Origin of the sequence: Streptomyces xiaopingdaonensis (assembly GCF_000262345.1) — a bacterium.
Lineage (GTDB): Bacteria > Actinomycetota > Actinomycetes > Streptomycetales > Streptomycetaceae > Streptomyces > Streptomyces xiaopingdaonensis.
Genome location: NZ_AJTQ01000157.1, coordinates 1 through 22,502, shown reverse-complemented (window position 1 = coordinate 22,502; position 22,502 = coordinate 1). Strand labels below are relative to the sequence as shown.

Here is a 22,502-nt window from a genome sequence, read left to right as displayed (position 1 = left end):
CAGGCCCCGCCCGCCGCGTCAGTCGAGCGGGACGCCCAACGCACGCCTGAGGAAGGCGACCTGGAGCAGGAGGAGGTTCTCGGCCACCTCCTCCTGCGGCGTCATGTGCGTCACCCCGGAGAGCGGCAGCACCTCGTGCGGGCGTCCCGCGGCGAGGAGCGCCGAGGAGAGGCGCAGGGTGTGCGCCGCGACGACGTTGTCGTCGGCGAGGCCGTGGACGAGCATCAGCGGACGGTGCGGCTCTGCGGCCTCGGAGAGGCCGTCGTCGGTGACGAGCGAGTTGTGCGCGTAGACGGCCGGGTCCATCTCGGGGGTGCCGAGGTAGCGTTCGGTGTAGTGGGTGTCGTAGAGGCGCCAGTCGACGACGGGGGCGCCCGCGACGGCCGCGTGGAAGACGTCGGGGCGGCGCAGTACCGCGAGCGCGGCGAGGTAACCGCCGTACGACCAGCCGCGGATGCCGACGCGGGTGAGGTCGAGGGGGTACTCGCCCGCGAGGGAGCGGACCGCCTCCACCTGGTCGTCGAGGGTGACGCCCGCGAGGTCGCCGGAGACGGCCTTCTCCCAGCCGGGCGAGTACCCCGGCGTGCCCCTGCCGTCCGCGGCGATCACCGCGAACCCTTGGTCGGCGAACCACTGCGACGTCAGGTGCGCGTTGTGCGCGGCGACGGCTCGGGAGGCGTGCGGGCCGCCGTACGGGTCGAGGAGGACCGGGAGCGGCCCGTCGGCCTCCTGGTACCCCGAGGGCAGCAGCACCGACGCGGGGAGCCCGCGGCTGCCCGTGTGCAACAGCCGCGGCGCGGCGGTGAGTTGCGGCTCCTCCGCGTACGACGCGACGGTGCCGAGCTCTTCAAGGGTGCCCTCCGCGGTGAGCCGCACCACGTCCGCGCGTGCCCCGGGGCGCAGGAGCGTACTGGAGGACAGGACGAGGACGTCGCCGCCCCGCACCGCCGAGGCGACGTGCGGCACGTCCTCGACGGCGAGCCGGCGTGCCCCGCCGCCCGCGCCGGGCAGCGGCGCCAGCCAGACACCGACCTCGCCGGGCGCGGTGCGCTCGCTCCCGCCCTGCGAGGCGGTGAGGAGCACGCCGTCCTCCTCGACCGAGAGCATGTTCCGCACGTGCAACTCCGGTGGCGTGCACCGCTCCTCGCCGACGAAGAGCGCGCGCGAGCCGCCGGGCGCCGCCGTGCCGGGCTCGGTGTCCTCGATCCGGACGAGCCGCCCGTCGGGCGACCAGGCGGGCACCCCGGCGAAGAGCTCCAGCCAGACCGGGTCCTGCTCGGCGTGGACGGTGCGGGTGGCGCCGCTCGCGGTGTCGACCGCGAGGGTCCTTGTCCTGCGCTGGTCCCTGCTCTGCACGAGCAGCAGCGGCTCTCCGCGCGAGGACCAGTGGACGCGGGCGAGGTACGGGTACGCCTCGCAGTCCCACTCGATCGCGGTACGTGCCCCGTCGTCCGCGTTCACCAGATAGAGGTCCACGCGCGCGTTGGCGGTGCCGGCCGCCGGATACGCCGTCCGCGCGGGGGAGTTGGCGGGGTGCGCCGGGTCCGAGATCCACCAGCGGCCGACGGACGCGTCGTCCACGCGGGCGACGAGGAGCGCGTCTCCCTCGGGCGACCACCAGTACCCGCGGGTGCGGGACATCTCCTCGGCTGCGATGAATTCAGCCAATCCGTAGCTGACGGTTCCGGACTCCGGTACGGCGAGCGCGCGGTCCCCCGAACCGTCGGCCGCCACGAGCCGCAGCGCACCGTCGGCGACGTACGCGATGCGCGAGCCGTCGGGGGAGGGGCGCGGGTCCACGACCGGTGTGGCGGTGGGGAGTTCGCGTGGCCAGGACCCGTCGGCACTCTCTGTCAACGAAGCGGTGAAAAGGCGGCCCGAGAGAGCGAAGGCGGCGGACTCCAGGCGCTTGTCCGTGGCATATCCGACGATGCCGGCCGCGCCCTCCCTGGTGCGCTCGCGGCGCGCCCGCTCCTCGGCCGAGAGCTCCTCGTCCCCGCCGCCGAGGAGTGCGACGGGGTCTGCCACGGCGCGCTCCGCGCCGCTCTCGGTGGTGCGCACCCAGAGCATGTTGGCGCGGTCGCTGCCGTCCCTGGAGCGCAGGAAGGCGATGCGGGAGCCGTCCGCGGCGACGGCGAACGCGCGCGGGGCTCCGAGGGTGAACCGGTGGGTGCGGGCGTGCTGCCGCGGGAAGCTGGTTGCCATGCGGCGACGGTACTGCGCTGCGCGGGCGCACGCGCCGCTGCCCCGGCGGTCGTCCGACGTGGCCGGATCTGAATATGCGCCCCTCTTCTGCATCCGTGCACCGACCCGTGCGGCCTCACGGATAGTTATGATCCGTTGCGCATGGTGGGGGGCGGGGTAGTAAGCCCTGTGACGCCTCCTCCGCGGAGGGGCGGTACCACCGTGCACGGCCGTAGGACCCCTAGGATTCCGCGGCGGCGGCGCCGCTGCGGTTCGGCACGACAGCTCCGTCCGCTCGCTGCGATCCCGTCCCGATTCCTTACCGACCGCGCGTACTTGGAGGTGAACCGCCGTGGCACTCTCGATTTCGGCGGTGGTGCTGTTTGCGATCGTCGTCTTCCTGCTGGTGAGGAAATCAGGGCTGAAAGCGTCGCACGCGCTCGTCTGCGTACTGCTGGGGTTCTACCTGGCGAGCTCCTCCATCGCCCCCACCATCAACGAGCTCACCACCAACGTCGCCGGCATGATCGGCGGCATCAAGTTCTGAGGCCGTGCGGCGCCGTTTAGGGTGCGGGTATGACCGAAGCCCCCGAGCGGCGCCTGCTGCTGGTGCACGCGCACCCGGACGACGAGTCCATCAACAACGGCGCCACGATGGCGAAGTACGCCGCACAGGGCGCCCACGTCACCCTGGTGACCTGCACGCTCGGCGAAGAGGGCGAGGTGGTCCCGGCCGGGCTCGCCCACCTCGCGCCCACCCGCAAGGACGCCCTCGGCCCTCACCGCGAGGGCGAACTCGCCGCGGCGATGGCGGCGCTCGGCGTCGTGGACCACCGCCTCCTCGGCGGCCCCGGCCGGTACCGCGACTCGGGGATGTTCGACACGCCGTCCAACGTGCACCCCCGCGCCTTCTGGCAGGCACCGGTCGACGAGGCCGCCGCCGAACTCGCCGACACCGTCCGCGAGGTGCGCCCCCAAGTCCTCGTCACCTACGGCCCCGACGGCGGCTACGGCCACCCCGACCACATCCAGGCCCACCGCGTCACGATGCGCGCCGCCGAACTCGCCGCCGACCCCGGCCACGCGCCCGAGGGCCGCCCCGCGCACCGCGTCGCGCGGATCTACTGGAACTGCGTCCCGCACTCGGAGGCCCACGCCGGACTCGACGAGCTGCGCACCGCGGCCGCCCGCGGCGACACCTCGCGCTTCCCCGCGCCTCCGGAGAACCCCGAACTCCCCGCCGTCGCCGAGGGCCTTCCCGAACCGCCGGTCGCCGAAGCGGCCGACCTGCCGGGCCTCGTGCCGGACGGCGCCCCCGACGTACGGGTCGACGCCACCACCTACGCCGAGGCCAAGGCCGCCGCGATGCGCGCGCACGCCACCCAGCTCACCGTCGGCGACGGTACGTTCGCGCTCTCCAACGGCCTCGTGCAGCCGCTGCGCGCGGTGGAGCACTACCTCCTCGCCGACGCCCTCACCGACGTGGCCGGGCCCTCGGCCCCTCTTTCGGACGACCTCTTCGCAGGGGTGGACGCATGAGCCGGACAGCCGAACTCCCCTACGTGCGCAGGCGGGGAGCGCGCGTCGCCCTCTACCTCGTACTCGCCGTCGCGGGCGCGGTCACCGGCGTCGCCGGTGCGCTCCTCCAGGGCGCGTGGCACTACGGCGGGCTCGCGCTGGCGCTCGTCGCCGCGATCGGCGTCTTCCACGGCGGCGCCCTGCTGTGCGGGACGAAGCTGGGCGCCGCGGCGCCCGGGGCCGCATGGACGGTCGTCGTCCTGCTGTTGACGACCTCGCGTCCCGAGGGCGACTTCGTCTTCGCGGCCGGAGCCGGATCCTACGCCTTCCTCTTCGGCGGCGTCCTCGCCGCCGTGATCTGCGCCACCCTCGCGCTCTCGCCGCCGCCGGAGCAGCCGTCGCGCCGGGGCGGTCACTGACACCGCACTTGAGCCGTACGGGGTGTTCACCGGCTCCCGGACCCGCGCCCGGCAGCCCCCCAGTATTGTGGTGCCCCGCCGGCGAGCGGTTCCCGGGGAAATGACGGGGACCGCGCATCCATCCGGGGAGTACCTGTTTTGAGCCGTGAAACTGACAGTCCGTCCTCCGTGCCGAACGGGCGCGGTGATACGCCGTACCCGCCTGGGAACGAGCCGTACGGTCCGGCGGGCGCGCCCGGAGACCCCGAGGCGTCTCGGCCGAGAGCCAAGGCGGACGAGCCGAAGACCGAGACGACGCTCACCACCCGCGTGCGGATCAACATCCCGGGCTCGCGCCCGATTCCGCCCGTCGTCATGCGCACCCCCGTCCCCGGGGACGAGGCCGGTGCCCAGGGCGAGCCGGAGGAGGAGCCCGCAGCCGAGGCACCGGAGCGCGAGGTTCCGCCCGCCCGCGAGCCCGCCGAGGACGCCCCGTCGCCCCAGGCGCCCGCGGCCTCCGCCGAACCCGGCGGCGCGGGCAGCGAGTTCACCCAGGAGACGAGCGACTGGTTCGCGCCCCGCAAGCCGAAGAACCGCAACCCCCAGGGCGGCACGCCGGCGGCCGGCACGCCCACCGAGGGCGCGTCGAGCGGCACGCGTACGGACCTGCCGTTCGTCGACGCACCCGAACCGCCCGCCGACCGCACGGCGACGCCGCCCGACGGCGTCCCGGCGGCGGCACCGGGCGCCGGACCCGACGAGCCGAGCCGCGTCCACGGCCTCGTCCAACACCCCGACGAGCCCGCGCGGCCGGGGCCTTCGGACCCCACGACCGGCCCGGCGACGGGCGAGCTGCACATGCCGCCCGCGCCTCCGCAGGCCGGCCCCCAGGGCACACCGGCGCAGGGCACGCCCGCCGTGCCCCCGCCCGGCGGCGGCAACTCCGGTACGGCGCCGGCCGGTTCCACCCTCGGCCTCGGCACGGGGCCCGCCCCGTTCGCGCCGGGCGGCGCGGGCGAGGGGCTCCTCGAAGGACCGCAGGACACAGGCTCCGAGCGTCTCGCAGGCGACCCCGTCGTCAGCGGGACGCCCGGTGAGGAGTCGGGCGAAGTCCCGTCCGGCCAGGCGGTGTCCTGGCCCGCGGCGACGCAGGCGCCGCCCGCGCACACCGAGCCCCCGCAGCCCCCGCCCGCGCCGCGGGGGAAGGGGCGCAACAAGTTGGTCCTCGCCGGCGTCGCGGTCCTCGGCTTGCTCGGCATCGCCTACGGCGCAGGGCTCCTCCTCGACCACTCCGACGTCCCCAACGGCACCACCGTCGTCGGCGTCGACATCGGGGGCACCACCAAGCACGAGGCCGTCAACAAGCTCGACGAGGCGCTGGGCGACCGTACGACGGCGCCGCTCAAGGTCGACGTCGACGGCGAGAAGAGCACGGTCAAGCCGGCGGTGGCCGGTCTCACCCTCGACAACGAGGCGACGGTGCAGAACGCCGCGGGCCGCGACTACAACCCCGTCAGCGTCATCGGCTCCCTCTTCGGCATGGAGCGCGAGGCCGAGCCCGCCGTCTCCGTCGACGACGAGAAGATGCACTCCGCGCTCTCCCAACTCCCCGGCGGCAGCGGCCGGGTGAGCGAGGGGATGGTGAAGTTCACCGGTGGCCGGGCCGTCGCCGTCCCCGGCAAGCCGTACAAGGGGCTCGACGCCGCCAAGGCGTCCGAGTCGCTGGAGCGCGCCTACGTCCAGCGGGCGGCCTCCGGCGCCGACAACACCGTGCGGCTACCGGTGAGCCGGCAGCAGCCGAAGGTCGGCAAGGCCGAACTCGACCGGGCGGTCAACGGGTTCGGCAAGACGGCGATGTCCGGTTGGGTCTGGCTCAAGGCGGGCGACGTCACGGTGCCGTTCAGCGAGCAGACGCTCGGCTCGCTGCTCACCATGCGGCTCGGCGGCGACAAGCTCCAGCCGGTGATCGACGTGAAGAAGCTCGAGGCGTCCTACGGCACGGCTTTCGACGACGTGGTCGTGGAAGGCGGCAGCGGGACCGTGCCCATGCAGCCGCAGCACGCGGCCGCCGCGATGGTCCAGGCGCTGAAGAAGGAGGCACCGGCTTCGCCGCAGAAGCGCGTGGCCGAGGTGCCGGGCGCCACCTCGCAGTGAGTGGGGGCCGGCGGCTCCGCGCCGCCGGCCCCACGCCGCAATGGCGCGCGTACGTCAGTTCAGCCGGGCCCGCGCCGCCCGGGCCGCCCTGCGCACGGCTTCGGCCGCGTTCGGCTCCATCGTCGCGACCACGCTGGCGTACTCCTCCATCTCCGCCGCGCCCCGCGCGAACTCCCCGCGCTCGACGAGCAACCGTGCCCGCTCGTACCGCAGTTGCGCCGGGTGGTGGGGGAGGAGGAGCGAGAGGTCTATGGCCCACAGCCGCACCGCGGAGTGCTCGGGGCGCTCGGCCGCCCAGGCCCGGATGTTGTTGAGGATGCGGAGCACCACCTCGTCGGGGCCCGCCGGTTGGAGCACCGCGGGGGAGAGGGGGGTGCGCCGCCCGGTGACGCCGGCGACGAGTACCTCGGCCTCCTCGTCGGTGAGGAGCCGCCCACCGTCGAACGGGTCGGCGAGCACGTGCTCGCCGCCCGGCTCGCCGAAGCCGACGGTGAAGTGCCCCGGCAGCGCCACCGCGTAGACGGGTGCGCCGGCCCTGCGGGCGACCTCGATCCAGACGACGGAGAGCAGGATCGGCAGGCCGCGCCGCCGCTCCAGCACGGCGTCGAGCAGCGAGGAGTCGAGCCTGCGGTAGTCCTCGACGGCGCCGCGGAACCCCGACTGGCCGCCGAGCAGCGCCCGCAGCGCCTCCGCCCACTCGCGGGGCGTACGCCCCCTGCGGTACGGCAGTTGCCCCGCGAGCCGGTCGAGCTCGGCCTGCGCGCCGTCGACGAGCGCCTCCGCCTCCCGACGCGTCGCCCCCGCGCGTCCGTGCGCGACCGCCTCGACGCTGATCAGCAGGCAGAGCAGCGCCAGGTCCGGTCGGCGCTGCCGCACCTCCTCGGCGAACCGACTCCGGTTCTCCTCCGCCACGTTCGCGTCTTCGCCCACCTGATCATGCCTCCCCAGGAGCGCCCGCCGGCACCCGTCCCGGCGAGGTGCGGGTCCGGTAGGCGTACTCGTGGTGCGGCGTGAAACCGAGCCGGTCGTAGAGAGCGCCCGCCGCGTGGTTGCCCGGTTCGACCTGGAGGTAGCCGCCCGAGGCGCCGTCCTGGAGGGCGGCCTCGGCGAGCCGCCGCATCACGGCCGTCGCCAGCCCGCGCCGCCGCGCCTCGGGCGCGACCTCGATCGCGGCGAAACCGGCCCACCGCCCGTCCACCGAGCACCGGCCCACGGCGAGCGTCGCACCGTCGCGCCCGGTGACCGTGAGGAGGTGGACGCAGCCGCCGGGCGGCGGCGTGGCCAGCACCTCCTCCGCGGCCTTCCGGGCGGTGAGCGTGCGTCCGTAGAGCCGGAGGAACCGCTCGTCGGGCCGGGTGGCGAGCGACGCCGAGGCGCCCTCGGGGAGCGGGGCCTCCTGGCGCACGACGGCGTCCAGCGGGCCGACGCGGAGCACGGCGGGGCGCTCGCGCTCCCAACCGCGGGCGGCCAGCAGGGAGTCGAGCGCCTCGTCCGCGGGAGTCACCTGGAAGCGCGGCGTCAGTCCGCGCCGCTCGTACCACTGCTCGGTGTGCGCGACCGCGTCGGCGAGCGGCAGGTCCGGGTCGCCGAGTACGAGGACGGAGTTGCCGCGGGCCGTGAACCCGGAGGAGGCACGCAGCGTCCAGCCGCCCGATGGCTCCTGCTCGACCGCGGGCCAGCCGCGTCCGGCGACCGCGGTGAGCTCGGATACCGGAGTCGCCGTCAGGCCCCGGCCGCGCGGACGGGCCTGCGGCACGACCTTGCCCGCGACCACGTCCGTCTCGTCGATCCGCACGCTCGCTCCCGTACGTCGTGTGATGCTGAGCACGCCGTCGGTCCACGACGAGAGCCGGCCGACGGTGTCCGTGAACCTGGCCGCGGGCTCCTCCGGACCGGTCAACGACCTTACCGAAACGCGTTTTCCCACGTCAGATGGTGTGATACGGATATCGAGACGTCCGCCCATGGCGAATTCCACTGATCTACCCGCCCCTCCTGTTCGTCGTGTGCCCCCCAGCGGCGATACTAGGTGCGGGCATCGACGCCGTCCGATCGAAGCAGCGCTCCCGCGCGCCCAGCGGCGGAACCGGGTATACGGCAGCCGCCAGCCCTACCGAGGAGGAACGACAGCGTGACTTACGTCATTGCGGAGCCTTGTGTCGACCTGAAGGACAAGGCCTGCATCGAGGAGTGCCCCGTTGACTGCATCTACGAGGGCCAGCGGTCCTTGTACATCCACCCGGACGAATGCGTCGACTGCGGAGCCTGCGAACCGGTCTGCCCGGTCGAGGCGATCTTCTACGAGGACGACACCCCGGAGGAGTGGAAGGACTACTACAAGGCGAACGTCGAGTTCTTCGACGACCTCGGCTCCCCCGGCGGTGCGAGCAAGCTCGGCCTGATCGAGCGTGACCACCCGCTCATCGCCGCGCTGCCCCCGCAGGAGCACGACGAGTAACCCCAGTCCAGGACCCGCCGACTGCGGCCGCGCCGAGGCGTCCCGCGCGGGAGCCCGAGGCGCAGCCACCGGTCCCGTACGGCGTTCCCCATGCCGTACGGGACCGCGGCGTTCGGGCAACGGCCGCACCGTTCGCCGAGGAACCGCAAGAAAGAGAGCCGCCCCCGTGCCTCCCGTCTCCGACCGGCTGCCCGTCTTCCCCTGGGACCGCCTCGAACCGCTGAAGAAGACGGCGGCCGCACACCCGGGCGGCGCCGTCGACCTCTCCGTCGGCACGCCGGTCGACCCGGTGCCCGAGCTCGTCCGCGCGGCGCTCACGGGCGCTTCCGACAGCCCCGGGTACCCGACGGTCTGGGGCACCGAGGCGTTCCGCGACGCCATCGTCGGGTGGAGCGCGCGCCGGCTCGGCGCCGGGCGGCTCTCGCACGCCAACGTCCTTCCCGTGGTGGGTTCCAAGGAGCTCGTCGCCTGGCTCCCCACCCAGCTCGGGCTCGGCCCCGGCGACCGCGTCGCGCTGCCGCGCCTCGCCTACCCGACGTACGCGGTCGGCGCCCGCCTCGCCGGCGCCGAGCCCGTCGAGTACGACAGCCTCGCGGAGCTGCCCGAGGACATCTCCCTGCTGTGGCTCAACTCGCCCTCCAACCCGACGGGCCGGGTCCTCGACGCCGAGACGCTCCGCGCGACGGTCGCCTGGGCGCGGGAGCGGGGCGTCCTCGTCTTCTCCGACGAGTGCTACCTGGAGCTCGGTTGGGAGGCCGAACCGGTCTCGGTGCTCGACCCGGCGGTCTGCGGCGGCTCGTACGAGGGAATCGTCGCCGTCCACTCGCTCTCCAAGCGCTCCAACCTCGCCGGCTACCGCGCCGCGTTCTGCGTCGGTGACTCCGCGGTCCTCGGCGAGCTCCTCCAGATCCGCAAGCACGGCGGCATGATGGTCCCCGCTCCGGTGCAGGCGGCAGCGGCCGCCGCGCTCGACGACGACGTCCACGTCGCCGAGCAGCGGGCCCGCTACGCCGCTCGCCGGGAGGCGCTCCGCGGAGCCCTGGAGGGCCGCGGCTTCCGGATCGAGCACAGCGAGGCGTCCCTCTACCTCTGGGCGACCCTCGACGAGCCGTGCTGGGAGACCGTCGCCCGCCTCGCGGAGGACGGGGTCCTGGTGGCGCCCGGCGACTTCTACGGCCCGGCGGGGGAGCGCTTCGTCCGCGTCGCCTTCACGGCGACGGACGAGCGGGTGCGCGCGGCGGTCGAGCGGCTCTCCTGAGGGGCCGCCGACGCGCGTGGGGCTGCGGCGAGTTGCGCCGCAGCCCCGTGAAGTGCCCTGCTGCGCAGGTTACTTGATCGGCATACCGCCGAGGAGCTTGCCCGCGCCGCCCACCGGGCTCTTCCCCGCGACGTCGCCGAGGCCGCCCAGCGCCTTGCCACCGCCGAGCTGCTCGGTCGCGGAGGAGGCGGTGTCGCCGACGGTCTTGCCCGCGGTCTCCTTCGCGCCGTTGCCGAGGTCCGTGGCGGCGGGGAGGGCCGTCTTGGCGGCGGCGCCCCCGACGTTGCCGGCCGCGGGCAGGGTCTGGCGGACGGCGTCGCCCCCGGTCTCACCGACCAGCCCCGAGGTGCCGCGGAGGGTCTCGTCGGCGGTGGTGCCGAGGCCCTCGCCGTCGAGGGAGCTGACGCCGCTGAGGTCGGGCGCCGCGTCCGTGGTGAGGGCGCTCGCCGAACCGGCCGCGCCGACCACCGAGGCGGCGCCCGCTGCGGTGAGCAGTGCGGCCTTCGCGATCCGGCGGGTGCTGGGGAGGGACATGGTGCTCCTTCGGGGTGTTCCGGTGTTCCGGGGGTGCGCACGGGCGCCGTAGACATCCACGGGGGCTACGCCTGCGGTGCCCGTACGCGCCGTGCCTATCGGCGTGGGGCGCCCGGAGGTTGCGGGGCCTCCGGGTAAAGGAACGGCAATGCGTCACATGATCCTGTTGGAGCAAACCGCGCATTGCGGGCGTAAGTCGACGGTCTCCCACGGCTGTTGGGCGCTCCTGCCTGCGGGTTCCCGAGGGGTGCCGCCGCGTCGAGGGCCTTCGTGCTGACGTCAGCGAAGAGGCGGCGCGGTTCCCTCGTGCGGGCGATGCGATCGGCGCAAGGCTGACGGCGGGGCGCCGGCCGCCGCTCGGCTCCCGCCAACCCGCCCGCGCAGCACCGGAGTTCGGACGACGAGGCCGGCCGCTCAGCGCGCGAGACGGAGCACGACGGTGCCGCGCGAGGCGCCCTCGTCCTTTTCGCTCCGCCACCCGTCCCCCGAGCGGTCGTCGCTCCACACGCGCCCGCCGTACGAGATCTTCTCGATGTCCAGCTCCCGCGCGTGCGTCACCGCCCAGTGCGCCAACTCCCAGCCCCGCTTTGCGTTCTGGGCCGGGACGGCGAGCAGCTCGTCGGCCTCGGTGCCCGCGCCGCGGGTCGTGCCGCCGAGGCGCTCACGCGCCGGCAGCACGTCCTTGCCGAAGTCGCGGACGAGGCGCTCCCGCACCTCGGACGCCTCGACGGCTGCGGTCTCCTCGCCGTCCGGCCCCGTGGTGCACGTCAGCGCCGCGGCCTTGCGGCCGGTGAGCGCGGCGGAGAGGAGCGACGCGTCCGACTCGTGCTTCGCGTACGCCTGCGGGAAGCCGCTGCGCTGCACCCGCTGCGCGGCGACCGTCAGCGGAAGCCGCGAGTACCCGGGGATCTTGAGGAGGTGGTCGTAGAACTTGCCAGCCGAGTACACCGGGTCGAGGATCTCCTCCTGCGAGCCCCAGCCCTGCGAGGGCCGCTGCTGGAAGAGGCCGAGCGAATCCCGGTCGCCGTGGTCGAGGTTGCGGAGCGAGGACTCCTGTATGGCGGTGGCGATCGCTATCGTCACCGCTCGTTCGGGCAGCCCACGCTGCGAGGCGACCGCGCTGATCGTCGCCGCGTTCGCCGCCTGGACGGGCTCTATCGAGTACTCCGTGCTCCGGTCGCCCTCCGCGATGCTCGCGAGGCAGCGGGCCGGTGTCGAGCTCTCCGGGCTGAGGAGCACCGCTCCGTACGCGCCGAGCCCGAGCAGCGCCGCTGCACCCGCGGCGTACCTCAGAAGCCGGGAGCGGCGTTTCGTGCGGGAGTTGACCGTTTTCGGCACGCGCCCAAGGTAGCGGCTCCCCGGGCCGCCCGTACGGCCCGCGCGGGGAAGCCGCGAGCGCCGGCCCTAACCTGGACGCCATGGCCCACACCCCTCTCGATCTGGAGCAGGACGCCGCACGGCTCACCGCCCAGCTCGTCGACATCCCCTCCGAGAGCGGCTCGGAGCAGCAGCTCGCCGACGCCGTGGAGGCCGCGCTCATGGCGCTGCCCGACCTGACCGTCGACCGCCACGGCAACAACGTCGTCGCCCGAACGAGTCTCGGCCGCGCCGAGCGCGTCGTCCTCGCGGGGCATCTCGACACGGTGCCGATCGCCGACAACCTCCCCTCGCGCCTCGACGACGAGGGGATGCTGTGGGGCTGCGGCACCACCGACATGAAGGCCGGCGTCGCGGTGCAGCTCCGCCTCGCGGCGACCGTCCCCGCGCCCAACCGCGACCTCACGTTCGTCTTCTACGACAACGAGGAGGTCGCCGCCGAGCACAACGGCCTCGGCCACGTTGCGCGGGACCACCCCGCGCTGCTCGCGGGCGACTTCGCCGTCCTGCTGGAGCCTTCCGAGGCCCGAGTGGAGGGCGGCTGCCAGGGAACGCTGCGTGTGGTGCTGCGCACCGAGGGCCGACGGGCGCACTCGGCGCGCGGCTGGATGGGCCGGAACGCGATCCACGGCGCGGCGCCGGTCCTCGCGCGCCTCGAGGAGTACACCCCGCGCCGGGTGGAGGTCGAGGGGCTGGAGTACCGCGAGGGCCTCAACGCCGTACGGATCTCGGGCGGCGTCGCGGGCAACGTCATCCCCGACGAGTGCCTCGTCACCGTCAACTACCGCTACGCTCCCGACCTTTCGGAGGAACAGGCGCTCGCGCACGTCAAGGAGGTCTTCCAGGGGTGCGGCGTCGTGGACTGGACGGTCGAGGACAGCTCGCCCGCCGCCCGGCCCGGCCTCACGCACCCGGCGGCGCAGGCGTTCGTCGAGGCGGTGGGCGGGGAGCCGCAGCCGAAGTTCGGCTGGACCGACGTGGCGCGGTTCAGCGCCCTCGGGGTGCCCGCCGTCAACTACGGTCCCGGGGACCCCAACCTCGCCCACAAGCGCGACGAGCGCGTGGAGGCGGCGCTGATCCTCCGCTGCGAGGAGCGGCTGCGGGCTTGGCTCACCGACTGAGCGGGGCCGCCCGAGAGTGTGGTGTATCTCACTCGAGAGTGCGGAAGTTGGCGCGGTGGACGCCCCTGCGCCGTCCGCCGTCCACCCGACGTGCGCCGCCGACCGCCGGGTTCTGCGTACCCTGGCGCGGATGAAGAGCAGTCGGAGGGAGTACGGAATGCACGACGGGTCGGCGCCGCGAGGCGGAGACCGGACCAGTGAGGCGGCCGGGGCGGAGGCCCACGAGCAGCGCCTCGGCTCCGTGGTGCGGCGGCGCGGACAGCGGCAGCTCGGCACCACGGACCAGCGCCTCCTCGACTCCTCGGGACCCTCCGATTTCGTCCACCAGGACCCCTGGCGGGTGATGCGCATCCAGTCGGAGTTCGTCGAGGGGTTCGGCACGCTCGCCGAACTCGGCCCGGCCGTCAGCGTCTTCGGCTCCGCCCGCACCCCCGTCGACTCCAGCGAGTACGACGCCGGTGTCCGCGTCGGCCGGGGACTCGCCGAGGCGGGGCTCGCGGTGATAACCGGTGGTGGCCCGGGCGCCATGGAGGCCGCCAACAAGGGCGCCCTGGAGGCCGGTGGGACCTCGGTGGGACTCGGCATCGAGCTCCCCTTCGAGCAGGGGCTCAACCCGTACGTCGACATCGGCGTCAACTTCCGCTACTTCTTCGTGCGGAAGACGATGTTCGTCAAGTACGCGTGCGGCTTCGTCGTCCTTCCGGGCGGACTCGGGACGCTCGACGAGCTCTTCGAGGCGCTCACCCTCGTCCAGACGCAGAAGGTCACCCGCTTCCCGATCGTGCTCTACGGCACCGACTACTGGCAGGGCCTCGTCGACTGGCTGCGCGGCTCGGTCGTCGCCGAGGGCAAGGCGTCGGGGCGCGACCTCGACCTCTTCCACGTCACCGACGACCTCGACGAGGCGATCACCCTCGTCACCAAGGAGATCGCGGGCTGACCGCACCGGCCCGGCGCCCGCTCACGCGAGCCCGCGCCGGGCCACCGCCGGCTCTCCGCGCCCCGCGATCGCCGCGACCATCTCCAGTACCTGGCGCGTCTCGGCGACCTCGTGCACCCGGTAGACCTGCGCGCCGAGCCAGGCGGAGACGGCGGTGGTCGCGAGGGTGCCGAGCAGCCGCTCGGAGACCGGCCTGTCGAGCGTCTCGCCGACGAAGTCCTTGTGCGAGAGCGAGACGAGCACCGGCCACCCCGTCGCCGCCATCCGCCCCAACTCGCGGGTGGCCTCGAGGGAGTGCCGGGTCGACTTGCCGAAGTCGTGCCCCGGGTCGATGAGGATGCCCTCGGGCGCCACCCCCGCCTCCCGTGCCCGCTCCGCGAGGCCGAGAACCCTGTGCAGCACGTCGGCCATGACCCCGCCGGGCCCGGGGTAGCTCACCCGGTGCGGGCGGGTGCGCGGCTGCACGCCGCCGGCGTGCGTGCACACGAGCCCCGCGCCGTGGTGCGCCGCCACCTCCGCGAGCTGCGGATCGACGCCGCCCCAGGCGTCGTTGACGAGGTCGGCGCCGACCCGGCAGGCGGCGTCGGCCACTTCGTGGCGCCAGGTGTCGACGCTGACGACGACCTCCGGGTGCCTCGCCCGCACCTCGGCGACGAAGTCGACGATGCGGCGCTCCTCTTCGCGGGCCGTGACCTCCTCGCCCGGGCCCGCCTTGACGCCGCCGATGTCGACGATCGCCGCGCCGTCGGCCACCGCCTGGTCGACGCGGGCCAGTGCCGGCTCGTCGAGGAAGGTGGCGCCCCGGTCGTAGAAGGAGTCGGGGGTGCGGTTGACGATCGCCATCACCACCGGCTCCCCGGGCGCGAACTCACGTGTGCCGAGCCGCAGCATCGGCCCCTCCCGTTCTCCTCGGCGGCCGACCGCGCCCACGCGCGGCTGCGCGCCCGTACGCAGTCACCCGCCGACACTACCGCCGCGGTCCCCCGGGTGATCAGCGGTGGTGCCGCGGGCACGGCGCCGGACGGCGGCCGGGGTACGGGGACGGCCGATGTCGGTGGGGCATGGCACGATCGGTGTCCTGCGGAACCCCCGTACCGGGCACGGCCGTTCGGCGCGGCCTCGCCCGTGAGGGGGCGTCCACGGCGCGTGTCGGCGCGTCGCGGGGCGATGCCGCGCCAAGTCCGTCATAGCTCCGATCCGACGCCGGGAGTCGCCTGTGTTCTGGTTCATGCTGATCGCGCTCGTCGTCGTGGTCGCCGCCGTGACCCTCGCCGTGCTCGGCGGCGGCGACACCCAGGGCCGCTCGGTCACGGGCGGCCTCTCCGAGTCCGCGCCCGACCTCCTCGACGAGCCGCTCCCCGAGGCCCGCCCGGTCAACCGCGCCGACGTGGCCTCCCTCCGCCTCGCCGTCGCGCCCCGCGGCTACCGCATGGACCAGGTCGACGACGTCCTCGACCGCCTCGGCGCCGAACTCGCCGAACGGGACGCGCGGATCGCCGAGTTGGAGTCCCGCCTCGCCGGCGTCCAGGCCGTCGCCGTCGCGCGGGGACTCCCAGGCGAGCCCCCGGAGGGCGGCCCCGAGCAGGGCGGACCGCAGCCGGCGAGCGGACCGCACCGGCAGGCCGAGCAGCAGGAGCCGCCGGGCTCGGGTGAGGAGCGGAGATGAGCAGCGAGTGCCGCGAAGGCGGCAGCGCGGTGGGCCTCGAGGGCGGTCCCGTCCCCGGCGAGGACGGACGGCTCCGCTGCCCCTGGGCCGCCACCACGGAGGACTACGCGCACTACCACGACACCGAGTGGGGCCGCCCCGTCCGCGGAGACGACGCCCTCTTCGAAAGGCTCTGCCTGGAAGGCTTCCAGTCCGGCCTCTCCTGGCTGACGATCCTCCGCAAGCGGGAAGCCTTCCGCGCCGCCTTCGCGGGCTTCCGGATCGCGGCGGTGGCGGCCTTCACCGAGGCCGACGAGGCACGCCTCCTCGCGGACTCCGGCATCGTCCGCAACCGCGCCAAGATCTCGGCGGCACTCTCCAACGCGCGCGTCCTCGCCGAGTGGGAGCCCGGCGCTCTCGACTCCCTCGTCTGGTCGCACGCACCGGAGCCGGCCCCGCGCCCTCCACGCACCCTCGGCGAAGTCCCCGCCACGACACCGGAGTCGAAGGCGCTCGCCCGCGAACTCAAGAGCAGCGGCCTGCGGTTCGTCGGCCCGACGACTGCCTACGCCACCATGCAGGCCGCCGGTCTCGTCGACGACCACCTCGCCGAGTGCTGGGTCCGCGGCCTGCCGCAGGTGCGCTGAGGACGGCTCACCGCCCGGTGAACTCCGGCTTCTCCTTCTTGACGAACGCCTCGACGGCGATGGTGTGGTCAGCGGAGGCGCCCGCACGCGTCTGCAGCTCGGCCTCCTTGGCGAGCGACTCCGCCAGCGTGTGCGAACTCGCGTACGCGACGGCCTCCTTGAGCGCGGCGTAGGCCACCGTCGGCCCGGCGGCGAGCTGCCGCGCCGTCGCCTCGGCCGCCTCGGCGAGCTCGTCGGCCGGCACCACCCGGTCCACGAGGCCGAGCTCCACGGCCTCGGGCACCTTGATGCTGCGCGGGAAGAACAGCAGGTCCTTCGCGCGCCCGGGGCCGACGAGGCGGGGCAGCGTCCAGGAGAGCCCCGAGTCGGAGGAGAGCCCCACGCCGGCGAAGGAGGTGTTGAACGAGGCGTCCTCGGCGGCGATCCGGTGGTCGGCCGCGAGCGCGAACCCCGCGCCCGCACCCGCCGCGACGCCGTTCACCGCGGCGACGACCGGCTTCGGCATCTCGGCGATCGCGAGGGTGATGGGGTTGTAGTGCTCCTCGACGGTGTTGAGCGCACCGCCCCCGCTCTCCCTGAGGTGCGCCACGTGCTCCTTGAGGTCCTGCCCGACGCAGAAGGCCCGCCCCCGCGCGCCGAGCAGCACCGCGCGCACGTTCTCGTCCGCCGCGGCACGGCGCAGGGCGTCGCGGAGGGACGCCTTCGTCGCGTCGTCGAGCGCGTTCATGGCGTCGGGGCGGTTGAGGGTCACCTTGGCGAGACCCTCGGTCACTTCGTAGAGCACGGTGTCGTTCATGGCGTAAGCATGACGCGGATCACCAGCGCTCGACAGAGGGGAAGCGGGCGGCACCGGGCTCCGCGAGTGTGAGCTGCGTCAAACGACGTGCCCGGGCAAACGTCCCGAAACCGCCCGGTCCGCTTCGGGGGTCAGGCGTTATCACTCTCTGCCAGCCGCATTGGGCGGTTTTGTGTTCGGCCCGGGGCGAAGATCTGCGAACCGATGTTGGTCATCCGGTCCTGGCATGCGGGATAATGACAGGGAAGCAATGTGTTCGATGCCGGCGAGCCCTGCCGGTGGCGCCGCATATCCCCATTCCCTCCCGCTCGGGGTGGAGTGGTTCCGGATGCGGGGCGAGTGTGCGGGCGACCGGCTGCGATCGGCTGGTTTCAGGAAGGGGAACGAGCATGGCGGCCATGAAGCCGCGAACGGGCGATGGCCCGCTCGAGGTGACCAAGGAGGGGCGGGGCATCGTCATGCGCGTTCCGCTCGAAGGCGGTGGGCGACTCGTCGTCGAGCTGACCCCGGATGAGGCGACGGCCCTCGGCGAGGAGCTGGAGAAGGTCTGCGGCTGAGCCCGATCGGTCGCTGCGGGACCCGTGTCCGCCCCGGGGCAGAAGCCTCTGCCCCGGGGCGGTGCGCATCCGCGCGTGTGGTGCCGGTCAACGGCGCACGGCGCAGAGCAGTCCGTCGCCCACGGGGAGGAGTGTGGGCGCGAGTTCGGCCCTCTCCTTCACGGTGCGCAGCAGCTCCCGGAGCGTGAGCACGGCGGCCGGCTGCACGGCCGCCTCGACGGTGCGGCCGTCGGCGAAGACGCCCTCGAAGCAGACGAGCCCGCCGGGACGCAGCAGGCGCAACGATTCGTCGAGGTACTCCAGGTACTCGCCCCGCTCGCCGTCGCAGAAGACGAGGTCGTAGCCGCCGTCGGCGAGGCGGGGGAGCACCTCGAGTGCGTGGCCCGGGATGAACCGTGCGCGGTTGGCGGCGAATCCGGCGGCTCGGAACGCCTCGCGTGCGAACTGCTGCCGCTGCGGCTCGATGTCGACCGTGGTGAGCACCCCGTCGGGACGCATGCCGCGGAGCAGGTGGATGCCGGAGACCCCGGTGCCCGTGCCGATCTCGGCGACGGCCTTGGCACCCGCGGCGGCTGCGAGGAGCCGGAGCGTCGCTCCGGTGCCAGGGGAGACGGGGCGCAGGTCGGCTGCGTGCGCGCGTTCGCGCGCGAGCCGCAGCCCCTCGCCGCCGGCGTCCTCGTCGCCCTCGGCGAGCTCCGCGCCGTAGGCGTCGACGAACGCCCAGGTCTGCCGGTTGCCGGTAATCGCCCTCTCCTGTCCCCGTCCTCCACGCAGTCGTGACTGTATCCGTTGGGTCGGGAACCCGCTGATCGGACCGGGCGTTGAGAGAGGTGTGGACGAGGACACCGAAGCGCGGTTCCGGCACGGCCTGTTGAGGCCCGGCCGTCGCGGCGGCGTGCGGTCCGCGCGGGAGTCCGCGAAGCAGGGCAAAGAAGCTTATCCGGAGCTAACGGGAGTTGTGGCTATGGTAGGGGCTCCGCTGGACACCACCAGAGCCGACAGGGGAGGTGCGGCCACCGTCCGCGGCGGAGGGGTGATGAGTCGCCTCCGTGCCGCCGCCGGCAGGCCGAAATCCGTGACCAACACAGCTGACAAGTTCCGCGCCGAATCCGCTCACACGGCGACCTTCGACACCGATGCGGATGCCCAGGCGTGGACCCCTCCCTCCTGGGAGGAGATCGTCAGCACCCACAGCGCGCGTGTCTACCGCCTCGCCTACCGCCTCACGGGGAACCAGTACGACGCGGAGGACCTCACCCAGGAGGTCTTCGTCCGCGTCTTCCGCTCGCTCTCCACCTACACCCCGGGCACCTTCGAGGGCTGGCTCCACCGCATCACCACCAATCTCTTCCTCGACACGGTCCGCAGGAAGCAGCGCATCCGCTTCGACTCCCTCGGGGACGACGCGGCAGAGCGCCTCGCCAGCCGCGAGCCCACCCCCCAACAGCACTTCAACGACCGCCACTTCGACGCCGACGTCCAGCAGGCGCTCGACACCCTCGCGCCCGAGTTCCGGGCCGCCGTCGTCCTCTGCGACATCGAGGGCCTCTCCTACGAGGAGATCGCCACCACACTCGGCGTGAAGCTCGGCACCGTGCGCAGCCGTATCCACCGTGGCCGCTCGCACCTGCGCAAGGCGCTCCAGCACCGCTCCCCGGAGGCGCGTGCGGAGCAGCAGGCGTCGCTGAGCGCGGCGGCGGTGCCCGCGGCCTCGAGAGGGGAGGTGGGTGCTGAGTGACGCCGGCCGAGCACCATCTCGGAGATCGCCTCGCCGCCCTGGTGGACGGCGAGTTGGGGCACGACGCCCGTGAGCGCGTCCTCGCCCACCTCGCCACCTGCGGGAGCTGCAAGGCCGAGGCCGACGCTCAACGTCGCGTGAAGTCCGTCTTCGCCGACACCGCACCGCCCGGCCCTTCCGAGGGGCTCCTCGCCCGGCTCCAGGGCCTCCCCGCAGCGCCCTCGGGTCCCGACTCCGGGGCGACCGACGGCGAAGACGACGAGCAGGGTACGCAGGCGGGCCAGGGGCAACGCGGCACCGCACCCTTCACCTTCGAGTACCTCCCCGTCGCCGGTCCGTCCTCGCGCGGCCACCTCAGCCCGGAGCGCGGCTTCCGGATACACGAGCCCGAGCGCAGCGTTTCGCGCGGGCGCCGGTTCGCCTTCGCGGCGGCCGGTGCCTTCTCGCTCGCCGCGCTCGCCGTCGGCGGTGCGCTCACCTCGCAGACGTCGTCCTCGGGCACGGTCGCCTCGGGCGACGGCCGCGGCGCCTCCGCGGGCCCCGTGCGCACGGCGCCCGCGGGCTCCGGCAGCGTGACGAGCCGCTCAGGACCGGCCGTCCGCAACGACTCGGTGAGCACCCTCGGCACCAAGCCCCGCGGCCTGACGTCAGATGCCCAACCACCGGCCCCCGCGCCCCAGTACACGACGGGCCGGACCCCGGGCGCGACGCCGCCACCGCCGGCCCTCCTCGCCGTGAGCGCTTCCCAGGGTTTCGACCTCGCCCCCTGGTTCCCCGGGCTCCCCGCCGGCTACGACCCGGCGACGCCCCCCGCGCCCCCGGCGATCCGCTCCGATCTCCCGGCGAGCGACTCCGTGGAGCACGCCCCCGCGAGCGCGCAGCCGAGCCCCACGCCTCCCGCCACACCCTGAAGTCCCCCTGGCCGCCCGCCGGCTGGGCCGTCGGCAGCACACCTGGTTGAATCCTTGTCGAGCACGGGACGGCCCGGGTGGGCGCGAGCAGTGGGGAGAGTATGGACGAGGGGAAGGCCGCCGAGCCGAAGCCGCGGTGGTGGAGCCGGCCACACCTGCCCGGTCGCACCGCCGGGCGCGAGACGGGCCCCGAGGATTCGGAGCAGCCGTCAGACCCCCGCGCGCCCGGCGTCTCCGCGGGAGGAGCGCCTCCCGAACCCGGTACGCCGTACTCCGACCCGCCGCTCCGCACGGAGGCCCCCGCGCCTCTGCACGCCCCCGACCCGTACGGCACGCCTCCGTACGGCCGCCCGGGCCCTTGGGCTCCGGCGCCGCCGGTGCAGCGTCCCGCGACGCCGCCGCACGGCGTCCGACTGCCGTCCGCGCAGGGGGCGCCGGCGCTCGGGTCGGACGCCCTGCCGCAGCAGCACACCGCACCGCAGCCCGCCGCGCTTCCCCAACCCCCGTATCCGCAGGCGACGTTGCGCTACGACCCGTGGAGCCTGCCGCTCACAGCACCGAAGCCGCCGCGCAAACGCAGGTCCGGCGGACGGGCGGGCGTGGTCCTGCTGGGGCTGGCGCTCGCGCTCGTCGCCGGCGTCGGAACGGCCGCCTTCCTCGGCGACCGCGACACGGGCGAGGAGGCGGCGGGCGGAGACGGCGCCGAGCGCCGCAGCGGCACCGTGGCCGCCATCGCGGCCCGCTCCCTGCCCGGCGTCGTCACCGTCCACGTCGAGGCGGACGGCGAGGCCGGGACGGGTACCGGGTTCGCGCTCGACGGCCGCGGCCATCTCCTCACCAACCACCACGTCGTCGACGGCGCGAAGGACGGCGGCACGGTGCGGATCACGCTGGGCGACGGCCGGCGCGTCAAGGGCGAAGTCGTCGGCTCGGACCCCGGTTACGACCTCGCCGTCGTCGAGATCGACGGCGGCGCCGCCCCCGAGGCGCTGCCGCTCGGCGACTCCGACGCCGTCAAGGTCGGCGAACCCGTCGTCGCGATAGGCGCGCCCTTCGGCTTGGAGGCGACGGTCACGAGCGGGATCATCAGCGCCAAGAACCGTCCCGTCACCGCGGGCGGGAGCAGCCGGGGCAGCGAACTCAGCTACGTCGACGCGCTCCAGACGGACGCGCCGATCAACCCGGGCAACTCCGGCGGCCCGCTCGTCGACACCGACGGCAAGGTGATCGGGATAAACAGCTCGATCAGGTCGGCCGGAGACGGCGGCGGCTCGGGCGGCAGCGTCGGCCTCGGCTTCGCGATCCCGGTGAACCAGGGCAAGCGCGTCGCCCAGGAACTGATCGACAAGGGCACCGCCTCGCACCCGGTGATCGGCGTCACGCTCGACACCTCGTACGAGGGCGGGGGCGCCCGCGTCGGATCGAGAGGCTCGGTGGAGCGGGGCGGTCCGGCCGACCGTGCCGGGGTCAAGCCGGGCGATGTGATCCGCGAGGTGGACGGCGTCGCCGTGGAGGGTGCTGAGGAGCTGATCGTCCGGGTGCGGAGCCATCGTCCGGGCGAGACGGTCGAGTTGACGGCGGAGCGGGGCGGCAAGGAGCGCCGGATCCAGGTGCGGCTCGGCTCGTCGAGCGGGGAGTGAGGCCCGGCGGCGCCTTCTCGGCAAGGCCGTCCTCGGCGTCACGTCGTGGACGGCGTCCGCTCCTCTGCGCTGGACACCGCTGCCCAGCGCCGGGGTCGTGCGCCCGGCGTGCTCCGTTCACGGCGGCTGCGCCCGGGTGCGAAGGTGGGGTCCCGGCTCGGGCGCGCTACGGGTAACGTGGCTCGGGTGTCGACAGCACGTGGGCGCCGGCGAGCAGCGCCGGTCCGTCGGCGGGCGGAGTCGGTCGGCCATGGACGTAATGAGGGAGCTGCACGGTGTTCTTCGACATAGGACCCCTTGAGCTGATCACGTTGATCGTCCTCGCCGTGCTCATCTTCGGCCCGGACAAGCTCCCCAAGGTGATCCAGGACGTCGCCGGCTTCATCCGGAAGGTGCGGCAGTTCTCCGACAACGCGAAGGAGGACATCCGCTCCGAACTCGGCCCGGAGTTCAAGGACTTCGAGTTCGACGACCTCAACCCCAAGAACTTCGCGCGCAAGCACCTGCTCGACGGCGACGACCTCGGCCTCAAGGAGCTCCAGAGCAGCTTCGACCTCCGCAAGGACCTCGCCGAGGTGACGGACGCCGTCAACGGCAAGAACGGCAGCGAGGGCACGGGGACGGGC

Annotated in this window: 23 protein-coding genes; 15 read left to right on the top strand and 8 right to left on the bottom strand. The window is 74.0% G+C overall.

Going from position 1 to position 22,502, the window contains the following annotated elements; translation table 11 throughout:
* Positions 1-18: 18 nt before the first annotated feature.
* A complete protein-coding gene (locus UWG_RS0112750; protein WP_016907601.1) occupies positions 19-2,205 on the bottom strand; it encodes a S9 family peptidase in 2,187 nt (728 codons plus the stop codon).
* 331 nt (positions 2,206-2,536) lie between these two features.
* On the opposite strand from UWG_RS0112750, the gene UWG_RS0112745 reads away from it, so the two are divergent.
* The 4 genes from UWG_RS0112745 (at position 2,537) to UWG_RS0112730 (ending at position 6,254) form a co-directional block, all read left to right on the top strand.
* The gene (locus tag UWG_RS0112745; RefSeq protein ID WP_016907600.1) at positions 2,537-2,731 is read left to right on the top strand and encodes a DUF2304 family protein; all 195 of its coding nucleotides are present in this window, start codon (positions 2,537-2,539) and stop codon (positions 2,729-2,731) included.
* Positions 2,732-2,760: 29 nt separating this feature from the next.
* Positions 2,761-3,723, top strand: coding sequence for an N-acetyl-1-D-myo-inositol-2-amino-2-deoxy-alpha-D-glucopyranoside deacetylase (gene mshB, locus UWG_RS0112740; protein WP_016907599.1), 963 nt, complete (start codon positions 2,761-2,763; stop codon positions 3,721-3,723).
* Entirely contained in the window at positions 3,720-4,121 is a 402-nt protein-coding gene (locus UWG_RS0112735) for a DUF6113 family protein (protein WP_016907598.1), read from the top strand. Before mshB ends, UWG_RS0112735 begins: the two co-directional genes overlap by 4 nt.
* A 138-nt stretch (positions 4,122-4,259) precedes the next feature.
* Positions 4,260-6,254: a hypothetical protein gene (locus UWG_RS0112730; RefSeq protein ID WP_029391399.1), complete on the top strand. Its 1,995-nt coding sequence runs from the start codon at positions 4,260-4,262 to the stop codon at positions 6,252-6,254.
* Positions 6,255-6,308: 54 nt separating this feature from the next.
* Here UWG_RS0112730 and UWG_RS0112725 read toward each other — a convergent pair whose 3' ends face one another.
* On the bottom strand, positions 6,309-7,184 hold the full coding sequence (locus UWG_RS0112725; protein WP_016907596.1) for a transglutaminase family protein: 876 nt from the start codon (positions 7,182-7,184) through the stop codon (positions 6,309-6,311).
* A 4-nt stretch (positions 7,185-7,188) separates the two neighbouring features.
* On the bottom strand, positions 7,189-8,232 hold the full coding sequence (locus UWG_RS0112720; RefSeq protein WP_420235628.1) for a GNAT family N-acetyltransferase: 1,044 nt from the start codon (positions 8,230-8,232) through the stop codon (positions 7,189-7,191).
* A gap of 153 nt (positions 8,233-8,385) precedes the next feature.
* Here UWG_RS0112720 and fdxA point away from each other — a divergent pair, with 153 nt between their 5' ends.
* Positions 8,386-8,712, top strand: a complete 327-nt coding sequence (gene fdxA / locus UWG_RS0112715; protein WP_016907594.1) for a ferredoxin — start codon at positions 8,386-8,388, stop codon at positions 8,710-8,712.
* A 166-nt stretch (positions 8,713-8,878) separates the two neighbouring features.
* A complete protein-coding gene (dapC, locus tag UWG_RS0112710; protein WP_016907593.1) occupies positions 8,879-9,970 on the top strand; it encodes a succinyldiaminopimelate transaminase in 1,092 nt (363 codons plus the stop codon).
* 69 nt (positions 9,971-10,039) lie between these two features.
* Here dapC and UWG_RS0112705 read toward each other — a convergent pair whose 3' ends face one another.
* On the bottom strand, positions 10,040-10,504 hold the full coding sequence (locus UWG_RS0112705) for a hypothetical protein (RefSeq protein WP_016907592.1): 465 nt from the start codon (positions 10,502-10,504) through the stop codon (positions 10,040-10,042).
* A 414-nt stretch (positions 10,505-10,918) separates the two neighbouring features.
* A complete protein-coding gene (locus tag UWG_RS0112700) occupies positions 10,919-11,842 on the bottom strand; it encodes a VldE C-terminal domain-containing protein (protein ID WP_016907591.1) in 924 nt (307 codons plus the stop codon).
* Positions 11,843-11,922: 80 nt separating this feature from the next.
* Between UWG_RS0112700 and dapE the strand changes: the two genes are divergently transcribed.
* Complete coding sequence (gene dapE, locus UWG_RS0112695) at positions 11,923-13,002, top strand: succinyl-diaminopimelate desuccinylase (RefSeq protein WP_016907590.1); 1,080 nt, start codon at positions 11,923-11,925, stop codon at positions 13,000-13,002.
* 157 nt (positions 13,003-13,159) lie between these two features.
* Entirely contained in the window at positions 13,160-13,942 is a 783-nt protein-coding gene (locus UWG_RS0112690) for an LOG family protein (RefSeq protein WP_016907589.1), read from the top strand.
* Between the two features lie 21 nt (positions 13,943-13,963).
* On the opposite strand, the gene folP is transcribed toward UWG_RS0112690, so the two are convergent.
* Complete coding sequence (gene folP / locus UWG_RS0112685; RefSeq protein ID WP_016907588.1) at positions 13,964-14,833, bottom strand: dihydropteroate synthase; 870 nt, start codon at positions 14,831-14,833, stop codon at positions 13,964-13,966.
* 325 nt (positions 14,834-15,158) lie between these two features.
* Between folP and UWG_RS0112680 the strand changes: the two genes are divergently transcribed.
* Both UWG_RS0112680 and UWG_RS0112675 read left to right on the top strand, forming a co-directional pair.
* Complete coding sequence (locus UWG_RS0112680) at positions 15,159-15,608, top strand: DivIVA domain-containing protein (protein WP_016907587.1); 450 nt, start codon at positions 15,159-15,161, stop codon at positions 15,606-15,608.
* Positions 15,605-16,234: a DNA-3-methyladenine glycosylase I gene (locus UWG_RS0112675; protein ID WP_016907586.1), complete on the top strand. Its 630-nt coding sequence runs from the start codon at positions 15,605-15,607 to the stop codon at positions 16,232-16,234. The genes UWG_RS0112680 and UWG_RS0112675 overlap by 4 nt, the downstream gene beginning before the upstream one ends.
* 7 nt (positions 16,235-16,241) lie before the next feature.
* Here the strand turns inward: UWG_RS0112675 and UWG_RS0112670 are convergent, their stop codons facing one another.
* Entirely contained in the window at positions 16,242-17,030 is a 789-nt protein-coding gene (locus tag UWG_RS0112670; RefSeq protein ID WP_016907585.1) for an enoyl-CoA hydratase/isomerase family protein, read from the bottom strand.
* Positions 17,031-17,419: 389 nt separating this feature from the next.
* Between UWG_RS0112670 and UWG_RS32130 the strand changes: the two genes are divergently transcribed.
* On the top strand, positions 17,420-17,587 hold the full coding sequence (locus tag UWG_RS32130; RefSeq protein ID WP_016907584.1) for a DUF3117 domain-containing protein: 168 nt from the start codon (positions 17,420-17,422) through the stop codon (positions 17,585-17,587).
* Positions 17,588-17,674: 87 nt separating this feature from the next.
* Here the strand turns inward: UWG_RS32130 and UWG_RS0112660 are convergent, their stop codons facing one another.
* Complete coding sequence (locus tag UWG_RS0112660) at positions 17,675-18,361, bottom strand: O-methyltransferase (RefSeq protein ID WP_029391397.1); 687 nt, start codon at positions 18,359-18,361, stop codon at positions 17,675-17,677.
* A gap of 190 nt (positions 18,362-18,551) precedes the next feature.
* On the opposite strand from UWG_RS0112660, the gene sigE reads away from it, so the two are divergent.
* The 4 genes from sigE to UWG_RS0112640 all read left to right on the top strand — a co-directional run.
* Positions 18,552-19,325, top strand: coding sequence for an RNA polymerase sigma factor SigE (gene sigE / locus UWG_RS0112655; RefSeq protein ID WP_193386444.1), 774 nt, complete (start codon positions 18,552-18,554; stop codon positions 19,323-19,325).
* Positions 19,322-20,236 (top strand): zf-HC2 domain-containing protein, encoded by a 915-nt coding sequence (locus UWG_RS0112650; RefSeq protein ID WP_016907581.1) that lies wholly within the window; start codon positions 19,322-19,324, stop codon positions 20,234-20,236. The genes sigE and UWG_RS0112650 overlap by 4 nt, the downstream gene beginning before the upstream one ends.
* A gap of 101 nt (positions 20,237-20,337) precedes the next feature.
* Positions 20,338-21,876, top strand: coding sequence for a S1C family serine protease (locus UWG_RS0112645; protein WP_016907580.1), 1,539 nt, complete (start codon positions 20,338-20,340; stop codon positions 21,874-21,876).
* A 275-nt stretch (positions 21,877-22,151) separates the two neighbouring features.
* On the top strand, positions 22,152-22,502 hold a 351-nt coding region (locus UWG_RS0112640; RefSeq protein WP_016907579.1), incomplete at its 3' end, for a sec-independent translocase.